The sequence below is a fragment of the Streptomyces calidiresistens genome (genome assembly GCF_014141525.1).
Taxonomy (GTDB): domain Bacteria; phylum Actinomycetota; class Actinomycetes; order Streptomycetales; family Streptomycetaceae; genus Streptomyces; species Streptomyces calidiresistens.
This window is the reverse complement of the sequence record NZ_VKHS01000042.1, coordinates 1-14,778: the sequence shown is the minus strand read 5'-3', so window position 1 is coordinate 14,778 and position 14,778 is coordinate 1. Positions and strand designations below refer to the sequence as shown.

Here is a 14,778-nt window from a genome sequence, read left to right as displayed (position 1 = left end):
TGCCCGCCCAGCACCCCCGGCCGCTCCTGCCCCGGCTGCTTCCTCGAGCACCCGCCCGCGATGTTTGCCCCGGACAGCGACCGCTGCCTCGACTGCTCCTGACACCCCGCCAGCCACACGCGTCTTCCTACTCGCGAGTTACGTCGTCTGTCCCAGGCGAAGCACCCCACCCAGGGTGCTCACGGAACCCGGGCGCCGGCCGCGGGGACCCGTAGGAACGTCGCCGGCAGGGACAGCAACATGGCCATCCAGATCACGGCAGTGCGCCTGACGGTCGGCGGAACCGCGCACGAGCACATCACCCACCTGTGGTGGACCGAGCAGGCGACTGGCAAGACCGGCGACAACACCCGGGCCGAGATCGTCCACTGGATCGAGAACAAGGCTGGCAAGGCCTACACCAGTGACGCAGCCGGCCGCCGCGCGGAAGTGCTTGTGGTGACGCCCACCCGGGGCGAGAAGTACCTGCGGACCCACGCCGACGGAGTATGGACCAACAACCTTCTCGCCCTCCCAAGGCGCTGACCCGCCACAACCCCCCGGCACCCGGCGCACCGCCCCCGCAGCGGCGCGCCGGGGTTCCCCGGCACCCACAGTCCGAACACGCGCTCCCCACTTCAGGAGGACCCCCATGTCTGAGCTGGCCCGAGTTCCGTAGAGTCTGGTGATGTGCCCCGACTCCAGGAAAGTCGGGGCACATCACTTTTTTCGGCCTACCGCATCATGACCCATCCCACGGACAATGCCACCGGGCCGCATCGAGTCGAGCAACGGGGCCGGGATGGAAAGCAACCCGGCGCTGCATCGCCGGCGAACGCAGAACAACCAGGGAGGAGCCTGGCTCCCGTCCACGATCACACGGGGTCCACTCTCCGGAGCCGCATGGGCATGATCGGGTTGCTCAACCTCCGGCGGGAATAGGGCGTACGGCCAGTTGATTGTCACTTCTCTGGAGCTGTTACAGGGGGTGCGGTGTGGAGCTGAGGGCGTTCCGGGTTCGGGAGGGCTCGGTGGTGGAGTTGCCGGGTGCGTCGGTCGCGTGGGAGCGGGAGCTCCAGAGGCTGGTCGAAGCCAATGCCGAGGTCATGCTGGGCGTGCGGTTCGTGGCCTCGGAGTACGCGACCGGGCGGCACCGAGGGCGGATCGACACCTTGGGGCTGGACGAGAACGGGACCCCCGTGATCGTCGAGTACAAGCGGACGCGGGACGCGTCGGTGATCACGCAGGGTCTGTCGTATCTGTCGTGGTTGGAGGACAGCCGGCCGGAGTTCGAGAGCCTGGTGCGCGAGCGGCTCGGCGCTGCGGTGGTGGAGACGGTGGATTGGAGCAATCCACGGCTGATCTGCGTGGCGGCGGAGTTCTCACCGCACGACTCGGTGGCCCTGGAGGTCATCGGGCGACGAGTCGACCTGGTGGCGTACCGGATGTTCGGGGACGTCCTCACATTGCAGCTGGTCGCGTCGGTCGCCGGTACGGCGCCTCCGCGCCGGGGCCGGGCGGTGACCGCGGCCCGGACGTCGGCGTCCGGTGGGGCCCCGAAGTCGGTCACGCAGTATCTGGAGGCGTCACCGCCGGAGCTGCGGGAACTGTTCGCGGAGCTGGATCGTGTGCTGCTGTCCTATCCGGAGGTGCAGAAGGAGACCCAGCTGCACTACATCGCCTATCGGCGGATACGAAACGTGGCCACGGTGCGCGTGCAGCCGCGGAAGCGGGTCCTGGTGGTGAATCTGCGGGTGGATCCGTCCACGGTGGAGCTGTGCGAGGGGTTCTCACGGGATGTGAGCGAGGTCGGCTGCCTGGGCACGGGGGATCTCGAGGTGCGGATCAGATCGGCTGCCGATCTGGAGCGGGCGAACGAGCTGATCCGCCGCAGCGTCGAGTCGGGGTAGGCCGGGCGGCACACAGGAAGGCGGGTGGGACACCGGTTGCCGGTTGTCCCACCCGCCCTTTGTCGTCCGGGGCCCGGGAGCCGAGGCTCTCACTTCTCCGGCCCCGCGAGGGTGAAGTCGGTCGGGGAGAAGGTGTGCTGGGCTGCTCGGAGGCGCTGTTCGGCGATGTCGGCGTAGTGGTCGGAGAGTTCAACGCCGATGAAGTTGCGACCTTCCTTGAGCGCTGCGACACCGGTGGTGCCGCTACCGGCGAAGGGATCCAGGACGGTACCGCCTTCGGGGCAGATCTGGACGAGCTGCTGCATCACTTCGACGGGCTTCTGCGTGATGTGGACCCGGCCCTTGCGGGGCTGGGAGGCGGTGAAGTCACCGGGCAGGTAGAGATCCCGGGTCTTGTCGAGGGAGCCCTTGACGCCCCAGAGGATGAACTCGCTGCTCTGCTTGAAGCCGCCCTTGCGGGGACGGGACGCGGGCTTGATCCAGGGGATGATGCCGCTCCAGGTCCAGCCGGCCATCTGAAGCGCGTCGCTGGTGGTGGGGTCCTGGCGCCAGTCGGAGAAGACCAGGGCGACGGCGTGTTCACGGGCGGCGCGATAGGACTCGGTCAGTATCTCGGTGAGCCAGGCGCGGTAGGAGCGCTGGTCGCGATTCTCACCGGGGAAGTTGGCGAGGTCATGGCTGGCGTCGCCACTGGTGTATTTCGCGCGCGCGGTTCGTGCGGTGCGGTCGGAGCTCGTTCGACCACCGGAGTTGTAGGGCGGATCGGTGATCACGCTGTCCACACTCTCGTCGGGTAGGGACTTGAGGACGGTCAACGCATCGCCGCGGTGCAGAGCGTAGGTCAAAACGACTCTCTCTTTCCGACTGCTTCCTGCTGTCCGGGTGAAAGGGGCACCCGAGATGGCTTACCCGGCTTTGGGTGCGTCGGATGGTAACCATGTTTCACGGCCGTACCAATCCGTCGTCCGGGATGGACCCGGGGAGGGCGAGGGCTGGGTCGGGAGCCATTGGGTGCGGCCGGGATTCGTGTCTACAGTCTGGGCACGTTCGCAGGTCAGGGACTCACCCCATGCTCTCTGTCGAACTCTGCCGAGACGTGCCGTCCTGTCCAACAGGAGCGCCGTTGAAGCGTGTGCGCTGTTTTCCGATGGAAGGGGCCAGGGTGTTCTTCGTGTGGTTCTTCAGATTACAAGTGCGGCCGGCTGCCGCGTTCCATGACGACGGTCCGCTGATCACCTCCCGGTAGCCCGACAGCGGGCCGTTGCTCCCCCGAGGGGGGATTTCCTCATCACCGGTGTGGCGCCGGTGGCCTTTTCGACGAGAACGCCGGCGCCACACCACCTATGCGAAGGAGCTGTCGATGCGGCATGCCCGGATACCGATATCCGCCGGCCGTGGTGGTCGGCGATGAAGAAGGTGGTCCTGGCCGCCACCGCGGTGGCCGCGAGTCCGCTGTTGCTGGTCGTTCCGGTGATCGCCATTTCCGCTGGTTCGGCCGGCGCGAACGTCGCCGCGAACTGCGAGGACGACACGCGGGACCTCGACACCAGGGCGCTGGCGGCTCAGGTGGAGTCGATTCTCTCCGGCGGTGACGGAGAGGGCGTCGAGGTGGCCCAGTTGCGGGATCCTCGCGAGCAGATTCCCAACGCCCGCACCATCCTGGCGACCGGGGTGGCCATGAACGTCCCGGCCCGTGGCCAGGTCGTCGCGCTGGCCACCGCCATGCAGGAATCGACGCTCCGCAACATCGACTACGGGGACCGGGACAGCGTGGGGCTGTTCCAGCAGCGTCCCTCCCGGGGATGGGGGACGGTCGAGCAGATCATGGACCCGGTCTACAGCTCGAAGAAGTTCTACCAAGGGCTGCTGGAGGTGGCCGGCTGGGAGTCCCTGACGGTGACGCAGGCCGCGCAGGCGGTCCAGCGCTCGGCCTACCCGGACGCGTACGCCCAGTGGGAGCCGCTGGCACGGGCGCTCCGGCAGGCGATCGTCCCCACACTCGGCGCCCGGGGCGAAGGGGGCGAGGACGACGGAGAGGCCCGGAGTCCCGCTGCCGAAAGGTGTGCGCGGGAAGGAGACGGCTCGGGTTACGGGCCGATTCCCGACGGCACGCTCCCGGCGGGGTACGAGATTCCCGAGGATGCCCCGGCCGCGGTGCGTTCGGCGATCCGCTGGACCCTGGGGCAGTTGGGAACGCCGTATCAGTGGGGTGGCTCGTGTACCGCCGCGCACGGCAGTGACCCGCTGGGACGGTGCGACTGCTCCTCCCTGATGCAGCAGGCGTACAAGGCCGCCGGTGTGCGAATCGGGCGGACCACCTACGTCCAGGTCGAGGACGGCAGGGCCGTCGCACTCGACGATCTCAAGCCCGGTGATCTGGTCTTCACCCGCGGCACGAAGGACCGGCCGGAGCACGTGGGCATGGTCATCGGCCATGGCTTGGTGATCAACGCCCCGCGCACGGGAACGGTGGTGCGGGTCGAGCCACTGGCCGACTGGAAGCCGCAGATCCTCGCCGCGCGCCGCGTCGTCTGACGCCGACCCCTCCTCTTCACCCCTCTCTCTCCCCAGCGGGCTTCGTCGTACCCGCAATCACCTCTGGAGTGTGCTTTGACGTTCCTCGAACGCATGCAGTACCTGGCCTACAACCCCGGTGTCTCCCCTGCCGAGGGCGGCCTTCCGGGCCTGAGCGTCCTGCGCAGTGTCATCAACAGCCTCAACCTCTTCGCGATCGTGGCCGTGGTCGGTGCCCTGGCCGTGTCCGCGTTGATCTGGGCCTGGGGCCACCACTCGGGCGGGCACCAGGCCGAGGCGAACGGGAAGAAGGGCACGGTTGTCGCCGCGGCCTGTGCCCTGTTGCTGGGCGCGGCGAACGGGATCGTCGCGTTCTTCTCCGCACTCGGAACGCAGGTGCAGTAATGAAGAAGCCCTCACTCCCGCCGACCGTTTCCCCCGCGACATCCGGCGTCCTGCGGCGAACGCTGCTGGGCGGCGCGGTCCTTCTCGCCCTGACCGCTCTGGCCGGGTTGCTGGCCTTCCTCACCCGCGATGAGGCGCCGGCCGAGAAGCCGAAGCCGGAAGCCTCCTCCCCTCATGAGGGCTCGCCCCCCGCTGCGCCCTCGGCCTCCCCCTCACCGGGGGATCCGGGCCCGGACCGGGTGGAGGCCGGGAGCCGTCCGGAAACCGGTGACCCGGTGGATTTCGGTAAGGCCGCGGCCCGGGCGCTGTGGTCGTACGACACCCGCTCCACCTCCCACAAGGAACACCTCGCCGAGCTGAAGACGTGGATGACCGGGGAGAGCCGGTACGCGGACTGGGCTTCGGTGAAGAGGCAGTTGCCGGACGCGGTGCTCTGGGAGCGGATGTCCGAGAACAGGCAGCGCGCCACGGCGGAGGCGGCCGAGGGCCGGTTTCCGCAGGCGTTCAAGGACGCGATGGCGAACGAGCCGGGGGCGATCACCGAGGCGTACGTGTACGTCGTGACCGTGCACGGCAGGCAGAGCCTGACCTGGACCGGCTCCGGCGCGGGTGCGGAGGCCCGCTCCGTGACGCTGGCCGTGCAGTGTCGCCCCGAGCAGCCCTGCGGGTTGGTCGGCGTGCTGCCACAGGTTCTCCCGTGATCGGCGTCCGACGGCAGGAAGGGAGGTAGCCGTGCCGGATATCTGCAACATCCCCCTGGTGGACACGGTCTGCCAGACCGTGGACGCGATCGACTTCGTCACCGATCCCGGAGGGAGTATCACCAACGGGATCGGGGCGTGGATCGCCAAGAGCACGGGAGAGCTTGCCGCGAGCGCGGCGAGCCTGGCGGCACAGGCGGTGGACAGCACCACCCGGGTCGATCTGACCGCGTCCTGGTTCAAGGACAACTACGAGTTGCTGTTGCCGATCGGCCTGGTGCTGACGGTGGGCACGTTCATCCTGCAGCTGGTACGGGCCGCGTGGCGACGGGACGAGCGGGCGCTGGTGCAGGCGGCGACGGGGACGATGGTCGGGGTGCTCTTCGCGTTCAGCGCGATCGCCTTCACCACGGTCGCCCTCACGGTCGTCGATGCGCTGAGCGCCGGGTTGTTCAAAGCCGCCAACAGCTCGATCGAGGACGCCATCCGGCGGGTCATCCAGGTCTCGATGTACGGGCCCATGTTCGAGATGGGCTGGTTGGTTCCGACGTTCGTCGCCCTGGGAGCCGCGATCGGCGCGTTCCTGTACTGGGCGGTGATGGTCGCCCGCAAGGTCGGGATCCTGATCCTGGTGAGCCTAGCGGTCTTCGCCGGCGCCGGCGGAGGCTGGGAGGTCGCCCGCCGCTGGCGGCGCGGCTGGATCGAGGCCACCGCCACCCTCATCGTGTCCAAGTTGCTGATGACCATCGTCTTCCTGCTGGGTGTGAGCGCGATGGGGCAGGCCGACCCCACCGACGGCCTCGCCGCGCTGTCCGACGCGATGGCCGGGGTGGTGGTCCTCGTCCTGGTGCTGCTGTGTCCGTACGTGACGTACAAGTTCGTGCACTGGGCCGCCGACGGCGGCAGTGGCGCCGACATCCATCGCAGTGGCGTCGCCGGCATGGCGGTGGCCGCGGGTGCGGGCAAGGCCGCCGGGATGCTCGCACTCCAGACGAAGACCGGTGGGCGTGCCCCGCAGGGGCCGTCGACCGTGTCCGGTCAGGGCGCTGGGGGTGTGATCGCCGGTATCGACCCCAGCGGCGGCCCGAGCGGTGGGAGCAAGCAGTCCAAGCAGACGCAGTTCCGTTTCGGCGAGACTCCGAAGGCCACCGGTGACAAGGGGCAGTCCCTGATCAAGCGTGCCCCCTCCGGCGGTGACAGGGGGCAGGCGCTCATCCGCCGCCCCGAGCGGAACCCCGGCCCGACAACGTCACCGGTCGATGCCTCTTCGGCGGGCCCATCCGGGCCGCTGCCCGAGGGCTCGACCGGGTCGTCCCCGGCGTCCGCGCGGGGCACCTCGTCCAAGGCCCCGAGCGGTGGGCCACCGACCGCGGGCGGGGACGTGCCGCCCCTCTCCGCGCCCGTCCGGAGCGAGCCACCGGCGTCCGGGACCGGCGGGCCACCGCCCGAAGGCGGCAGTACCCCCGCCCGGTGGGTCCACCGCGCTCCGGATGGCGGCTCCGGCACCTGACCGGAGTCGGGTGACCGGGAGCGGGGGTGAACCGCGCCGTACGACTCACCCCCGCTGCCCCTCCTTCTCCCTCTCTCATGTTTCGCGTTTCGAGGACGGCTTCTGCATGCATACCGACACATCCACCGGGCCGACCCCGGTGAAGTTCCCGACCCGCTCACGCCGCGGTGTCCTCCTCGGGCTCTCCGCCCCCCAACTCGTCGTCGTCGCTCTGACCGGGCTGCTGCTGTTCATGGTGCTGGTCGGCTCCGGCGTACCGGGAGCGCTGGCGCTCCTGCCCCTGTGGGCGGTCGCCGCAGCGGTGACGTTCCTGCGGTATCGGGGACGGTCACCGGCGGACTGGGCCCCGATCACCATCCGGTACGCGCTGCGACGCCTGCGCGGACAGCTTCTCTGGCTCACCCGACCCGCCACCAGGCCACGCCGGGAGGGGCTGCTGCACCTGCCCGGTACAGCCGCCTCCCTGCGCGTGGTCACCTCTCCGGACCGGCAGCTCGGCGCGGTCCATGATCCGCACCGCGACACCCTGACGGCGGTCGTGCGGATCTCCAGCCGGGCTTTCGCCCTCCTCGATGCCTCGACCCAGGACGCGAACGTCGCCGGCTGGGGCCGGACGCTGGCGGCGCTGGCCCGCACCGGGCATGTGGCACGCGTGCAGGTGTTGGAGCGCACGGTTCCCGACTCCGGTGACGCGCTCACCCGGTACTGGGAGGAGCACGGTCGTCCCGACGCCCGGCTGGCCGGACCCGTCTACGCCGACCTCCTCCGGGCAGCGGGTCCCGCCGCCGCGCCGCACGAGGCGTACGTCGCCATCGCACTCGACATGAAGGCGGCGCGCCGTCTGATCAACCAGGCCGGTGGCGGACTCGCCGGGGCGTTCACCGTGCTGGCGCAGCTCGTCCACACTTTCGACCAGTCCGCCCGAACCAGTGGCCTGACCCCGGCCGGTCGGCTCTCGGCCACCGAGATCGCCGCCGTGGTCCGCACCGCGTACGACCCGGCCTCCTCGGCGGCGCTGGAGCGCTGGTCACCGACCGGCCGGCCACAGGCCGACCCGGCTGCCGCCGGTCCGGTCGTCCTGGTGGAGAACGCCGACCGCATCCGTACCGACACCGCCCACCACGCGACCTTCTGGGTCGAGAACTGGCCGCGCGTCGAAGCCGGCCCCGGCTTTCTGCACCAGGTGCTGTTCACCGCCGGGGTGCGCCGCACCCTCTCCCTCACATACGGCCCGAAGAGTCTGGAAGCCGCGTTGAAGGACGTGCGACGCCGCAAGGCCACCGTGGTGGCGGACGCCTCGGAGCGGCAGCGCAAAGGGCAGGTCGATTCCGAGGAGGACAACGTCGAGTACGCCGATGCGCGCGACCGCGAGCGGCAGCTCATCGCGGGGCACGCCGATGTCGGGCTGCTCGGCCTGGTGACCGTGTCCGCCGACACCGAGGAGGAGCTGCGCAGCGCGTGCGCGGCCGTGGAGACCGCCGCCGTCGGCGCGCTGATCGATCTGCGTCCGCTGACCTGGCAACAGGCCGAGGCGTTCACCGCCGCCGCCCTGCCCCTCGCTCGCACCTGATTCGGGGCACCACCCCCGCTCCGCCACCTTCCGAAGGGCCCTTGCCGTATGCCGTCCGCATTGCAGTACGCCACCGAGGCAGTGGACTTCCACCGGGCTCTCACGGTCCCCCGGGGGCCGGCGGCTGCCGGTCGCACCGAGCTGGACGCCCTCCACGCCCATCTCCTGGCGCTCTACCACCTTCTCGACGCCCACACCGACCGGACCGCCCGCCTCGCGCCCGCCGAGGCCGACCGCCTGCGGGCCTGCCGAATCCGGCTCTGGCAGGCGGCCGAGCACCTCCACGCCGCCTATCACCGTGCACCCCACCCGATGACCGGTCGACCGCCGACCCGGGAGGCCTGCCGTGCCCGTCTCCCGGAGGGTGCGCCCGAGCACACCGTCTGCGGGCGGCACCTGAGCACCGCCCTCACGGTCCGTCGCGACCACACCCCGACCGACCTGCACGACCCGTTGACCGACCGCATCCGACACTGATCCCCGAGGAATTCTCCCCATGTCCTCATCCCCCCGCGCCTCCGCCAGTCCGCTGTTCACCCCGCGCCGCACCGACCGACGCGCCGTACGGGCCACCCGCGACCGGCTCGCCGCCGCCCGCGCCCGGGCCCGGGACGCGGCCCGCCCCGCCCGGCGCCGCACCGAGCGCGGCCCCGACACCGATCTGCGGCCCACCCACCCGGCCTCCGGACGATCGGGACCCGCCTCCGCCCGCGGCGGCCGGCTCGCCCTTCCCGAGCATCGGATGACCACCGCCGTCGCCGCCGGGGCGTACCCGTTCCTGGCCGAGGGCGGCCTGGGCGCCCACGGCATCTACATCGGCCAGGACGTCCACGCCGAGGCCGCCTTCACCTTCGACCCGTTCCAGCTCTACGGACGCCTGGAGGGGTTCACCAACCCCAACGCCGTCGTGGCCGGGGTCATCGGCATGGGCAAGTCCGCGCTGGCGAAGTCCCTGGCTCTCCGGGCGGTGGCCTTCGGTTACAAGATCTATGTCCCGTGCGACCCCAAGGCCGAGTGGAGTGTGGTCGCCGAAGCCCTGGGCGGGCAGACCATCGCCCTCGGCCCCGGCCTACCGGGTCGGTTGAACCCCCTGGACGCGCCGGCGAAACCGGCCGGGATCACCGCGGGCGACTGGGCGACCGAGGTCCGCAAACGGCGCCTGATGCTCCTGGGCAGCCTCGCCCGCACCGTCCTGGGCCGCGACCTCACCCCGATGGAACACACCGCGCTCGACGTCGCGCTCGACGAAGTCGTCATCCTGGCCACGGAGTCCGGGACCACGCCGTTGCTCGGCGATGTCGCCGCGCTCCTGGCCTCCCCCGACCGGCTCGACGCGGCCTCCGGGGAGCCGACCGGTCGGCTCGGCCGAGCTGCCGAGGACCTCGCCCACGCGCTGCGGCGCCTGGTCCACGGCGACCTCGCGGGTCTCTTCGACGCACCCTCCACCGTCGCGTTCGACCCGCAGGCCCCGATGCTGACCATCGACCTGTCCCGACTGGGCAGTACCGGTGACGACACCGGCCTCGTGCTGGCCATGACCTGTGCCTCGGCCTGGATGGAGTCCGCCCTCGCCGACCCCGCGGGTGGGCGGCGCTGGGTCGTCTACGACGAGGCATGGCGGGTCATGCGCCACTTGGCCCTCCTGGAGCGCATGCAGAGCCAGTGGAAACTCTCCCGGGGCATGGGCATCGCCAACGTGATGGTCATTCACCGGCTCTCCGACCTGCTGTCCGCCGGTGACGCCGGCTCCCGGGGACGGGCCCTGGCCGAGGGCCTGTTGAGCGACTGCTCGACGAGGGTCATCTACCGCCAGGAAGCGGACCAGCTCGCCGCCGCCGGAGCCCTGCTCGGCCTGACCGGCGTGGAGACGCAGGCGGTGGCCGCCCTCACCAAAGGGCGCGGGCTGTGGAAGATCGCCGGCCGGTCCTTCATCACCCAGCACCTTCTCCACCCCGTCGAACGCGACCTCTTCGACACCGACGCCCGCATGCACTCCTGACCCGCCCGGGTCCGCTCCGGGCCCCGACCGGTCCGGCAACCCCTTCCCCTCCACCGAAAGCTGACCTCTTGTTCCACCCCATCAGCCTCGCGCTCGGCCGGCACCCCGACCGCCTCACCATCGCCGACAGCCTGCTGCGGGAAGCCGGATTCACCTTCTGCGCACGGCTCGGCCACTACGTCCCGTCCGAGCACGAGAGTCCCCACCTTCAACACCGGCGGTTGACCGCGCTGGCCACGCGCCTCGTGGATCTGGGCTATCCCGTCGCGCACTTCCATCACCGCCCCGTCCACGCCTCCTGCTGCACCCGGCGTCCCCTCCGTTCGTGAGGAGGGGAGGCACACCCGCCATGGCGGTGAAGACGATCCGACCCCTCGAACCGACTCCCCGAACGGCACCCCGACCGCCGTCACCGGGGCGAGATCCCTCCGGCCCCGCTTCCGACCGACCGCCATCACGAAAGGGGACCACCCACCATGTCCACCCCTGACGCACCCGCCTCGTCCCCCACCGGCCCGAAGCCGCTCGGGGACGCGGTCCTGCACCTGACCGCCCGAATGAACGGCTCGGCCACCTACGCCGAGGCCGCCGGCACGTTGGAGGAGGTCATCGACCCGGACAACGGGCTCCTGCCGCGTCTCCACGAGTTCTTCGAGGCCGCGGCCGAGCAGGCGAACGCTTTCGAGGACATCGAGGGCTGGCAGCTCGCCGACCGGTTCACCGACGCTGCCGGGCAGCTCGCCGATCTGTGGGAGGAGCTGGCCGACAGCGCCGACGAACTGCGCGCCCTCGGGCCCTCGGCACCCGGCTGGCAGCCCGGAGCCGCCGTGAGCCGTTCGACCACCGCTCATCGCAGCCCGTCGAGCCCTTGCCCGGAAGCGACGTCCGCCCCCTTGCCTCCCATCGCACGGACCGAACCCCGCCACACCCGCTGATCCCCGGATCCCACCCCTTCGAGAAGGAGCCCATCACCGTGATCACCAGAACCGCGCGTGGTCCCCCATCGCCCTGTTCTCTCCGCCTCTTCGGGACTTCGCCTTGGCCTCACCACACACCGACACCCGCTCCCCCTCGATCACCACCGGCACCGACTTCCTGCTCCACCTGCTCATCGGCGGCACCGCGCTGGTCGTCGGCGGCAGCTCGCTGGCCTGGTTGTTCGGCAACACCGCGAACCTCCTGGTCGGGCACGACCCGTGGGCGGCCTATCGGCCCACCGACGCGCTCCTGTGCCCGGAGGAGCTGTGGCCGAGCCTTCCGGGCACGGCGTTGATCACCGCCTGCCATGTCCTTCCCACCGTCGTACTGCTCGCCGCCGGGGTCGGCGGAGTGAAGTGGTGGCTGCGGCACCGCCGCTCCGGCAGCGGGCTGGCCGGACCCCGGGATCTCGCCGCCCTGTTGCCGCGCCGGTCGGCCGCCCGGGCGATCGACCTGCGGCCCGGTCTCAAGGGCTGCAAACCGAGGCGGGTACCGGCCGATGACCGCGGTGTCCTCCTCGGCTCCCTGAAGCCCGGTGGGGAGGAGGTCCGCTCCAGCTGGGAGGACGTCCTTCTGGCGATCATGGCGCCCCGTTCCGGGAAGACATCCGGTCTGGCGATCCCCGCGATCCTGCGCGCGCCGGGCCCGGTGCTGCTGACCTCCAACAAGGCGGCCAAGGACGCCTTCACCACCACGCTGACCGCGCGTTCCGAGGTGGGGGAGGTGTGGACGCTCGATCCGCAGCAGATCGCCCACACACCACGGACGATGTGGTGGGACATCCTCGCCGATGCCCGCGACCTCGCCGGCGCCCGCAGGCTGGCCGGACACTTCGTCACCGCCTCCGTCAACGAGTCGAGCGCGAACGACTTCTGGTCCACGGCCGCCGCCAACACCCTCACCGCTCTGTTCCTGGCCGCGTCCACCAGCGGACGCCCGATCACCGACGTGCTGTCCTGGCTCGCTTCCCCGGCCGATCGCACACCGGTCGACCTACTGCACGACGCCGGCCTGGAGTCGGTCGCCGCCCAGCTCCACGGCACGGTCGCCGGTGCTGTCGAAACGCGGGACGGCATCTTCGAAACCGCCCGCCAGTACGCCGCCTGCCTCCTGGACCCCGGGATCGCCGCCTGGGTCACCCCGCCGAAGAGCATGCGGAAGGTGAGGGAGTTCCGGCCGCAGGAGTTCGCGACCGGACGGGACACCCTCTTCCTGCTCTCCAAGGACGGCGGTGGGTCCGCGTCGGCGATCATCGCCGCGGCGGCGGACGCCGTGATGCGTGCCGCCGTCATCCAGGCCGAACGTCGCGGCGGGCGGCTCGATCCACCCCTCTTGGCGATCCTGGACGAGGCCGCGAACGTCTGCAAGATCCAGGATTTGCCCGACCTCTACTCCCACCTCGGGTCCCGGGGCGTCATCCCCGTCACCATCCTCCAGTCCTATCGGCAGGGCGTGCGGGTGTGGGGTGAGGCCGGGATGGACGCCCTGTGGTCCGCGGCCACGATCAAACTGATCGGCTCCGGTGTCGATGACGCGGACTTCGCGGACAAGTTGTCGCGGCTGGTGGGCGACCACGACGTGCGCACCCTGTCGGTGTCCTCCAGCAGCTCGGGGAAGTCGAGTTCGGTCTCGATGCGGCAGCAGCGCGTCCTGGCCGCCGACGCGATCCGCGCCCTTCCCAAGGGCTCGGCGCTGCTGCTGGCCACCGGCGTACGCCCGGCGCTTCTCGACCTCAGGCCCTGGTACCGGCAGCCGGACGCCGCCCGGCACAGCGCGGCCTCCGCCCGCGCGACCGCCGAGATCACCGAACGCGCCCTGCGCAAGTCGCCGCGGCACGGCGACTTCGGGACCGTCGCGTGACCGCGCACCGCGTGCCGATCGCCCCTGTGCCCGGCGTGCCGGCGACACGAGCCGGTGCCGGCCGGTGGCCGACGAGCACGACCGGGGCGAGGCGTCTCGCCGACTCAGGGCTGTGTGACGAGCCGGGCCGGGCCGCAGGGGCGCCGACGCCGGTGAACCGAGCGGTGGCCGTACCCGGCTCCGGAACCGGAGGACGCCCGTGATGCCGCTGATCCGCGCCGAGCAGGCCGTTCTCGGGGCAGTTCTCCTCGAACCGAGGCAACTGGAGTCCCTCGATGGCTGGTTGCGGCCCACCCACTTCCTCCACCACGACCACGCGACCCTCTACCAGGTCCTGCTCGACGCGCGTGCCCAACAGCGCCCCGGGGCGCTGACCGCGCCGGGAGAGCCGGTGCCGCTGGAGTGGGTCACGGACGCGGTCACCCGAGCGCGCCGGACCGCCCCCGGCGTGACCACGGCCCGGGTCTTCGGGTTCGTCTCCTCCTGTCCCCATCCCCGGCATGCCCCGCTGTACGGCCGGATGGTGCTGGAGGGGGCGATCCATCGGAAGGTCACCGAGCACGCCACCCGGCTGCACCGGGCCGCCCTTTCCGACACCGCCAACGCCGACCACCGGGACACCGGGCACCACCTCGGCGTCCTCACCGGCGCGCTGAAGGATCTCGCGAAGGTCTGGGGTACCGACCCCCGGCCCACTCCCCCACCGGCCGAGCTGACCGCGCGACCGGCCACGCCACCCCCGACCGGCCCGGAACAGCTCGCCGACGAGGAATGGCTGCTGGCCTGTCTGACCGCCGACCCGACCGGACTGGACGGCATCGAGAACTGGCTCGCGCCGGAAGACTTCGTCGAGGTCGACCACCAGCGGATCTACCGCTGCCTCACCGCGCTGCACCATCGCGGCGAGCCGATCGACCAGCTCACCGTGCTCTGGGAGGCCCAACGCCGCGGTTACCTCTCCGAGGATGCCGGCCCCGGGCTGACCGGCGACCGCGTCCTGCGGGTGTGCGCGGTAGGCGGCGTGGCTACCTCCGCCGCCTACCACGGGCGTCAGCAGGTGCGCACCGCGTTCGTGCGGAACGCCGGCCGGGCCGCCGGGTGGATACGCCACCTCGCCACCGAGCACACCCTCCCCCCGGGGCAGCTGATCGGCTACTCGCTCCACACCCTTCTCCCCGTTGAGGACACGTTCCGGCGTTGGCGCACAGCCGGTGGTGAACCGCCCGACCGGTCGCCCACCCCGTCCCGCGTCGACCCCGGGGCGCCCGGGCTCCCCGGCTCCGACCTGACCGCCGCGGCCCGTGCGCGCAGTCCGCACCCCCGTCCCGCCACCGCCGGGTCCTCTCCCGAGC

Annotated in this window: 14 protein-coding genes; 13 read left to right on the top strand and 1 reads right to left on the bottom strand. The window is 71.1% G+C overall.

The window, feature by feature from the left end; translation table 11 throughout:
• Positions 1–240: 240 nt before the first annotated feature.
• Both FOE67_RS03900 and FOE67_RS03895 read left to right on the top strand, forming a co-directional pair.
• On the top strand, positions 241–525 hold the full coding sequence (locus FOE67_RS03900; RefSeq protein WP_182660405.1) for a DUF3892 domain-containing protein: 285 nt from the start codon (positions 241–243) through the stop codon (positions 523–525).
• 449 nt (positions 526–974) lie between these two features.
• Complete coding sequence (locus FOE67_RS03895; protein ID WP_323384166.1) at positions 975–1,889, top strand: endonuclease NucS domain-containing protein; 915 nt, start codon at positions 975–977, stop codon at positions 1,887–1,889.
• Positions 1,890–1,978: 89 nt separating this feature from the next.
• Here FOE67_RS03895 and FOE67_RS03890 read toward each other — a convergent pair whose 3' ends face one another.
• The gene (locus FOE67_RS03890; RefSeq protein ID WP_182660403.1) at positions 1,979–2,734 is read right to left on the bottom strand and encodes a DNA-methyltransferase; all 756 of its coding nucleotides are present in this window, start codon (positions 2,732–2,734) and stop codon (positions 1,979–1,981) included.
• A 562-nt stretch (positions 2,735–3,296) separates the two neighbouring features.
• Here FOE67_RS03890 and FOE67_RS03885 point away from each other — a divergent pair.
• The 11 genes from FOE67_RS03885 to FOE67_RS03835 all read left to right on the top strand — a co-directional run.
• A complete protein-coding gene (locus FOE67_RS03885) occupies positions 3,297–4,424 on the top strand; it encodes a C40 family peptidase (RefSeq protein WP_182660401.1) in 1,128 nt (375 codons plus the stop codon).
• A 93-nt stretch (positions 4,425–4,517) separates the two neighbouring features.
• Positions 4,518–4,808 (top strand): DUF6112 family protein, encoded by a 291-nt coding sequence (locus tag FOE67_RS03880; protein ID WP_182660411.1) that lies wholly within the window; start codon positions 4,518–4,520, stop codon positions 4,806–4,808.
• On the top strand, positions 4,808–5,509 hold the full coding sequence (locus FOE67_RS03875) for a hypothetical protein (RefSeq protein ID WP_182660399.1): 702 nt from the start codon (positions 4,808–4,810) through the stop codon (positions 5,507–5,509). The genes FOE67_RS03880 and FOE67_RS03875 overlap by 1 nt, the downstream gene beginning before the upstream one ends.
• Before the next feature lie 31 nt (positions 5,510–5,540).
• Complete coding sequence (locus FOE67_RS03870) at positions 5,541–7,019, top strand: SCO6881 family protein (protein WP_323384163.1); 1,479 nt, start codon at positions 5,541–5,543, stop codon at positions 7,017–7,019.
• Positions 7,020–7,125: 106 nt separating this feature from the next.
• Complete coding sequence (locus FOE67_RS03865) at positions 7,126–8,589, top strand: SCO6880 family protein (protein WP_182660397.1); 1,464 nt, start codon at positions 7,126–7,128, stop codon at positions 8,587–8,589.
• 48 nt (positions 8,590–8,637) lie between these two features.
• Positions 8,638–9,066 carry a DUF6238 family protein gene (locus tag FOE67_RS03860; RefSeq protein ID WP_182660395.1) on the top strand — a complete coding sequence of 143 codons (429 nt, stop codon included), beginning with the start codon at positions 8,638–8,640 and terminating at the stop codon, positions 9,064–9,066.
• Positions 9,067–9,085: 19 nt separating this feature from the next.
• Complete coding sequence (locus FOE67_RS03855; RefSeq protein WP_182660393.1) at positions 9,086–10,588, top strand: putative type IV secretion/conjugal transfer ATPase; 1,503 nt, start codon at positions 9,086–9,088, stop codon at positions 10,586–10,588.
• A 68-nt stretch (positions 10,589–10,656) separates the two neighbouring features.
• Positions 10,657–10,917: a hypothetical protein gene (locus tag FOE67_RS03850; RefSeq protein WP_182660390.1), complete on the top strand. Its 261-nt coding sequence runs from the start codon at positions 10,657–10,659 to the stop codon at positions 10,915–10,917.
• Positions 10,918–11,064: 147 nt separating this feature from the next.
• Positions 11,065–11,523: a hypothetical protein gene (locus FOE67_RS03845; RefSeq protein WP_182660388.1), complete on the top strand. Its 459-nt coding sequence runs from the start codon at positions 11,065–11,067 to the stop codon at positions 11,521–11,523.
• Between the two features lie 103 nt (positions 11,524–11,626).
• Entirely contained in the window at positions 11,627–13,426 is a 1,800-nt protein-coding gene (locus tag FOE67_RS03840) for a type IV secretory system conjugative DNA transfer family protein (RefSeq protein ID WP_194443913.1), read from the top strand.
• A 202-nt stretch (positions 13,427–13,628) separates the two neighbouring features.
• The coding region (locus FOE67_RS03835; protein ID WP_194443912.1) for a DnaB-like helicase N-terminal domain-containing protein at positions 13,629–14,778 on the top strand (1,150 nt) is incomplete at its 3' end.

Coding starts and splice junctions, on each gene's coding strand:
- FOE67_RS03900 (WP_182660405.1), top strand. CDS start 241: ATGGCCATCCAGATCACGGCAGTGCGCCTGACGGTCGGCGGAACCGCG.
- FOE67_RS03885 (WP_182660401.1), top strand. CDS start 3,297: ATGAAGAAGGTGGTCCTGGCCGCCACCGCGGTGGCCGCGAGTCCGCTG.
- FOE67_RS03880 (WP_182660411.1), top strand. CDS start 4,518: ATGCAGTACCTGGCCTACAACCCCGGTGTCTCCCCTGCCGAGGGCGGC.
- FOE67_RS03875 (WP_182660399.1), top strand. CDS start 4,808: ATGAAGAAGCCCTCACTCCCGCCGACCGTTTCCCCCGCGACATCCGGC.
- FOE67_RS03865 (WP_182660397.1), top strand. CDS start 7,126: ATGCATACCGACACATCCACCGGGCCGACCCCGGTGAAGTTCCCGACC.
- FOE67_RS03860 (WP_182660395.1), top strand. CDS start 8,638: ATGCCGTCCGCATTGCAGTACGCCACCGAGGCAGTGGACTTCCACCGG.
- FOE67_RS03855 (WP_182660393.1), top strand. CDS start 9,086: ATGTCCTCATCCCCCCGCGCCTCCGCCAGTCCGCTGTTCACCCCGCGC.
- FOE67_RS03845 (WP_182660388.1), top strand. CDS start 11,065: ATGTCCACCCCTGACGCACCCGCCTCGTCCCCCACCGGCCCGAAGCCG.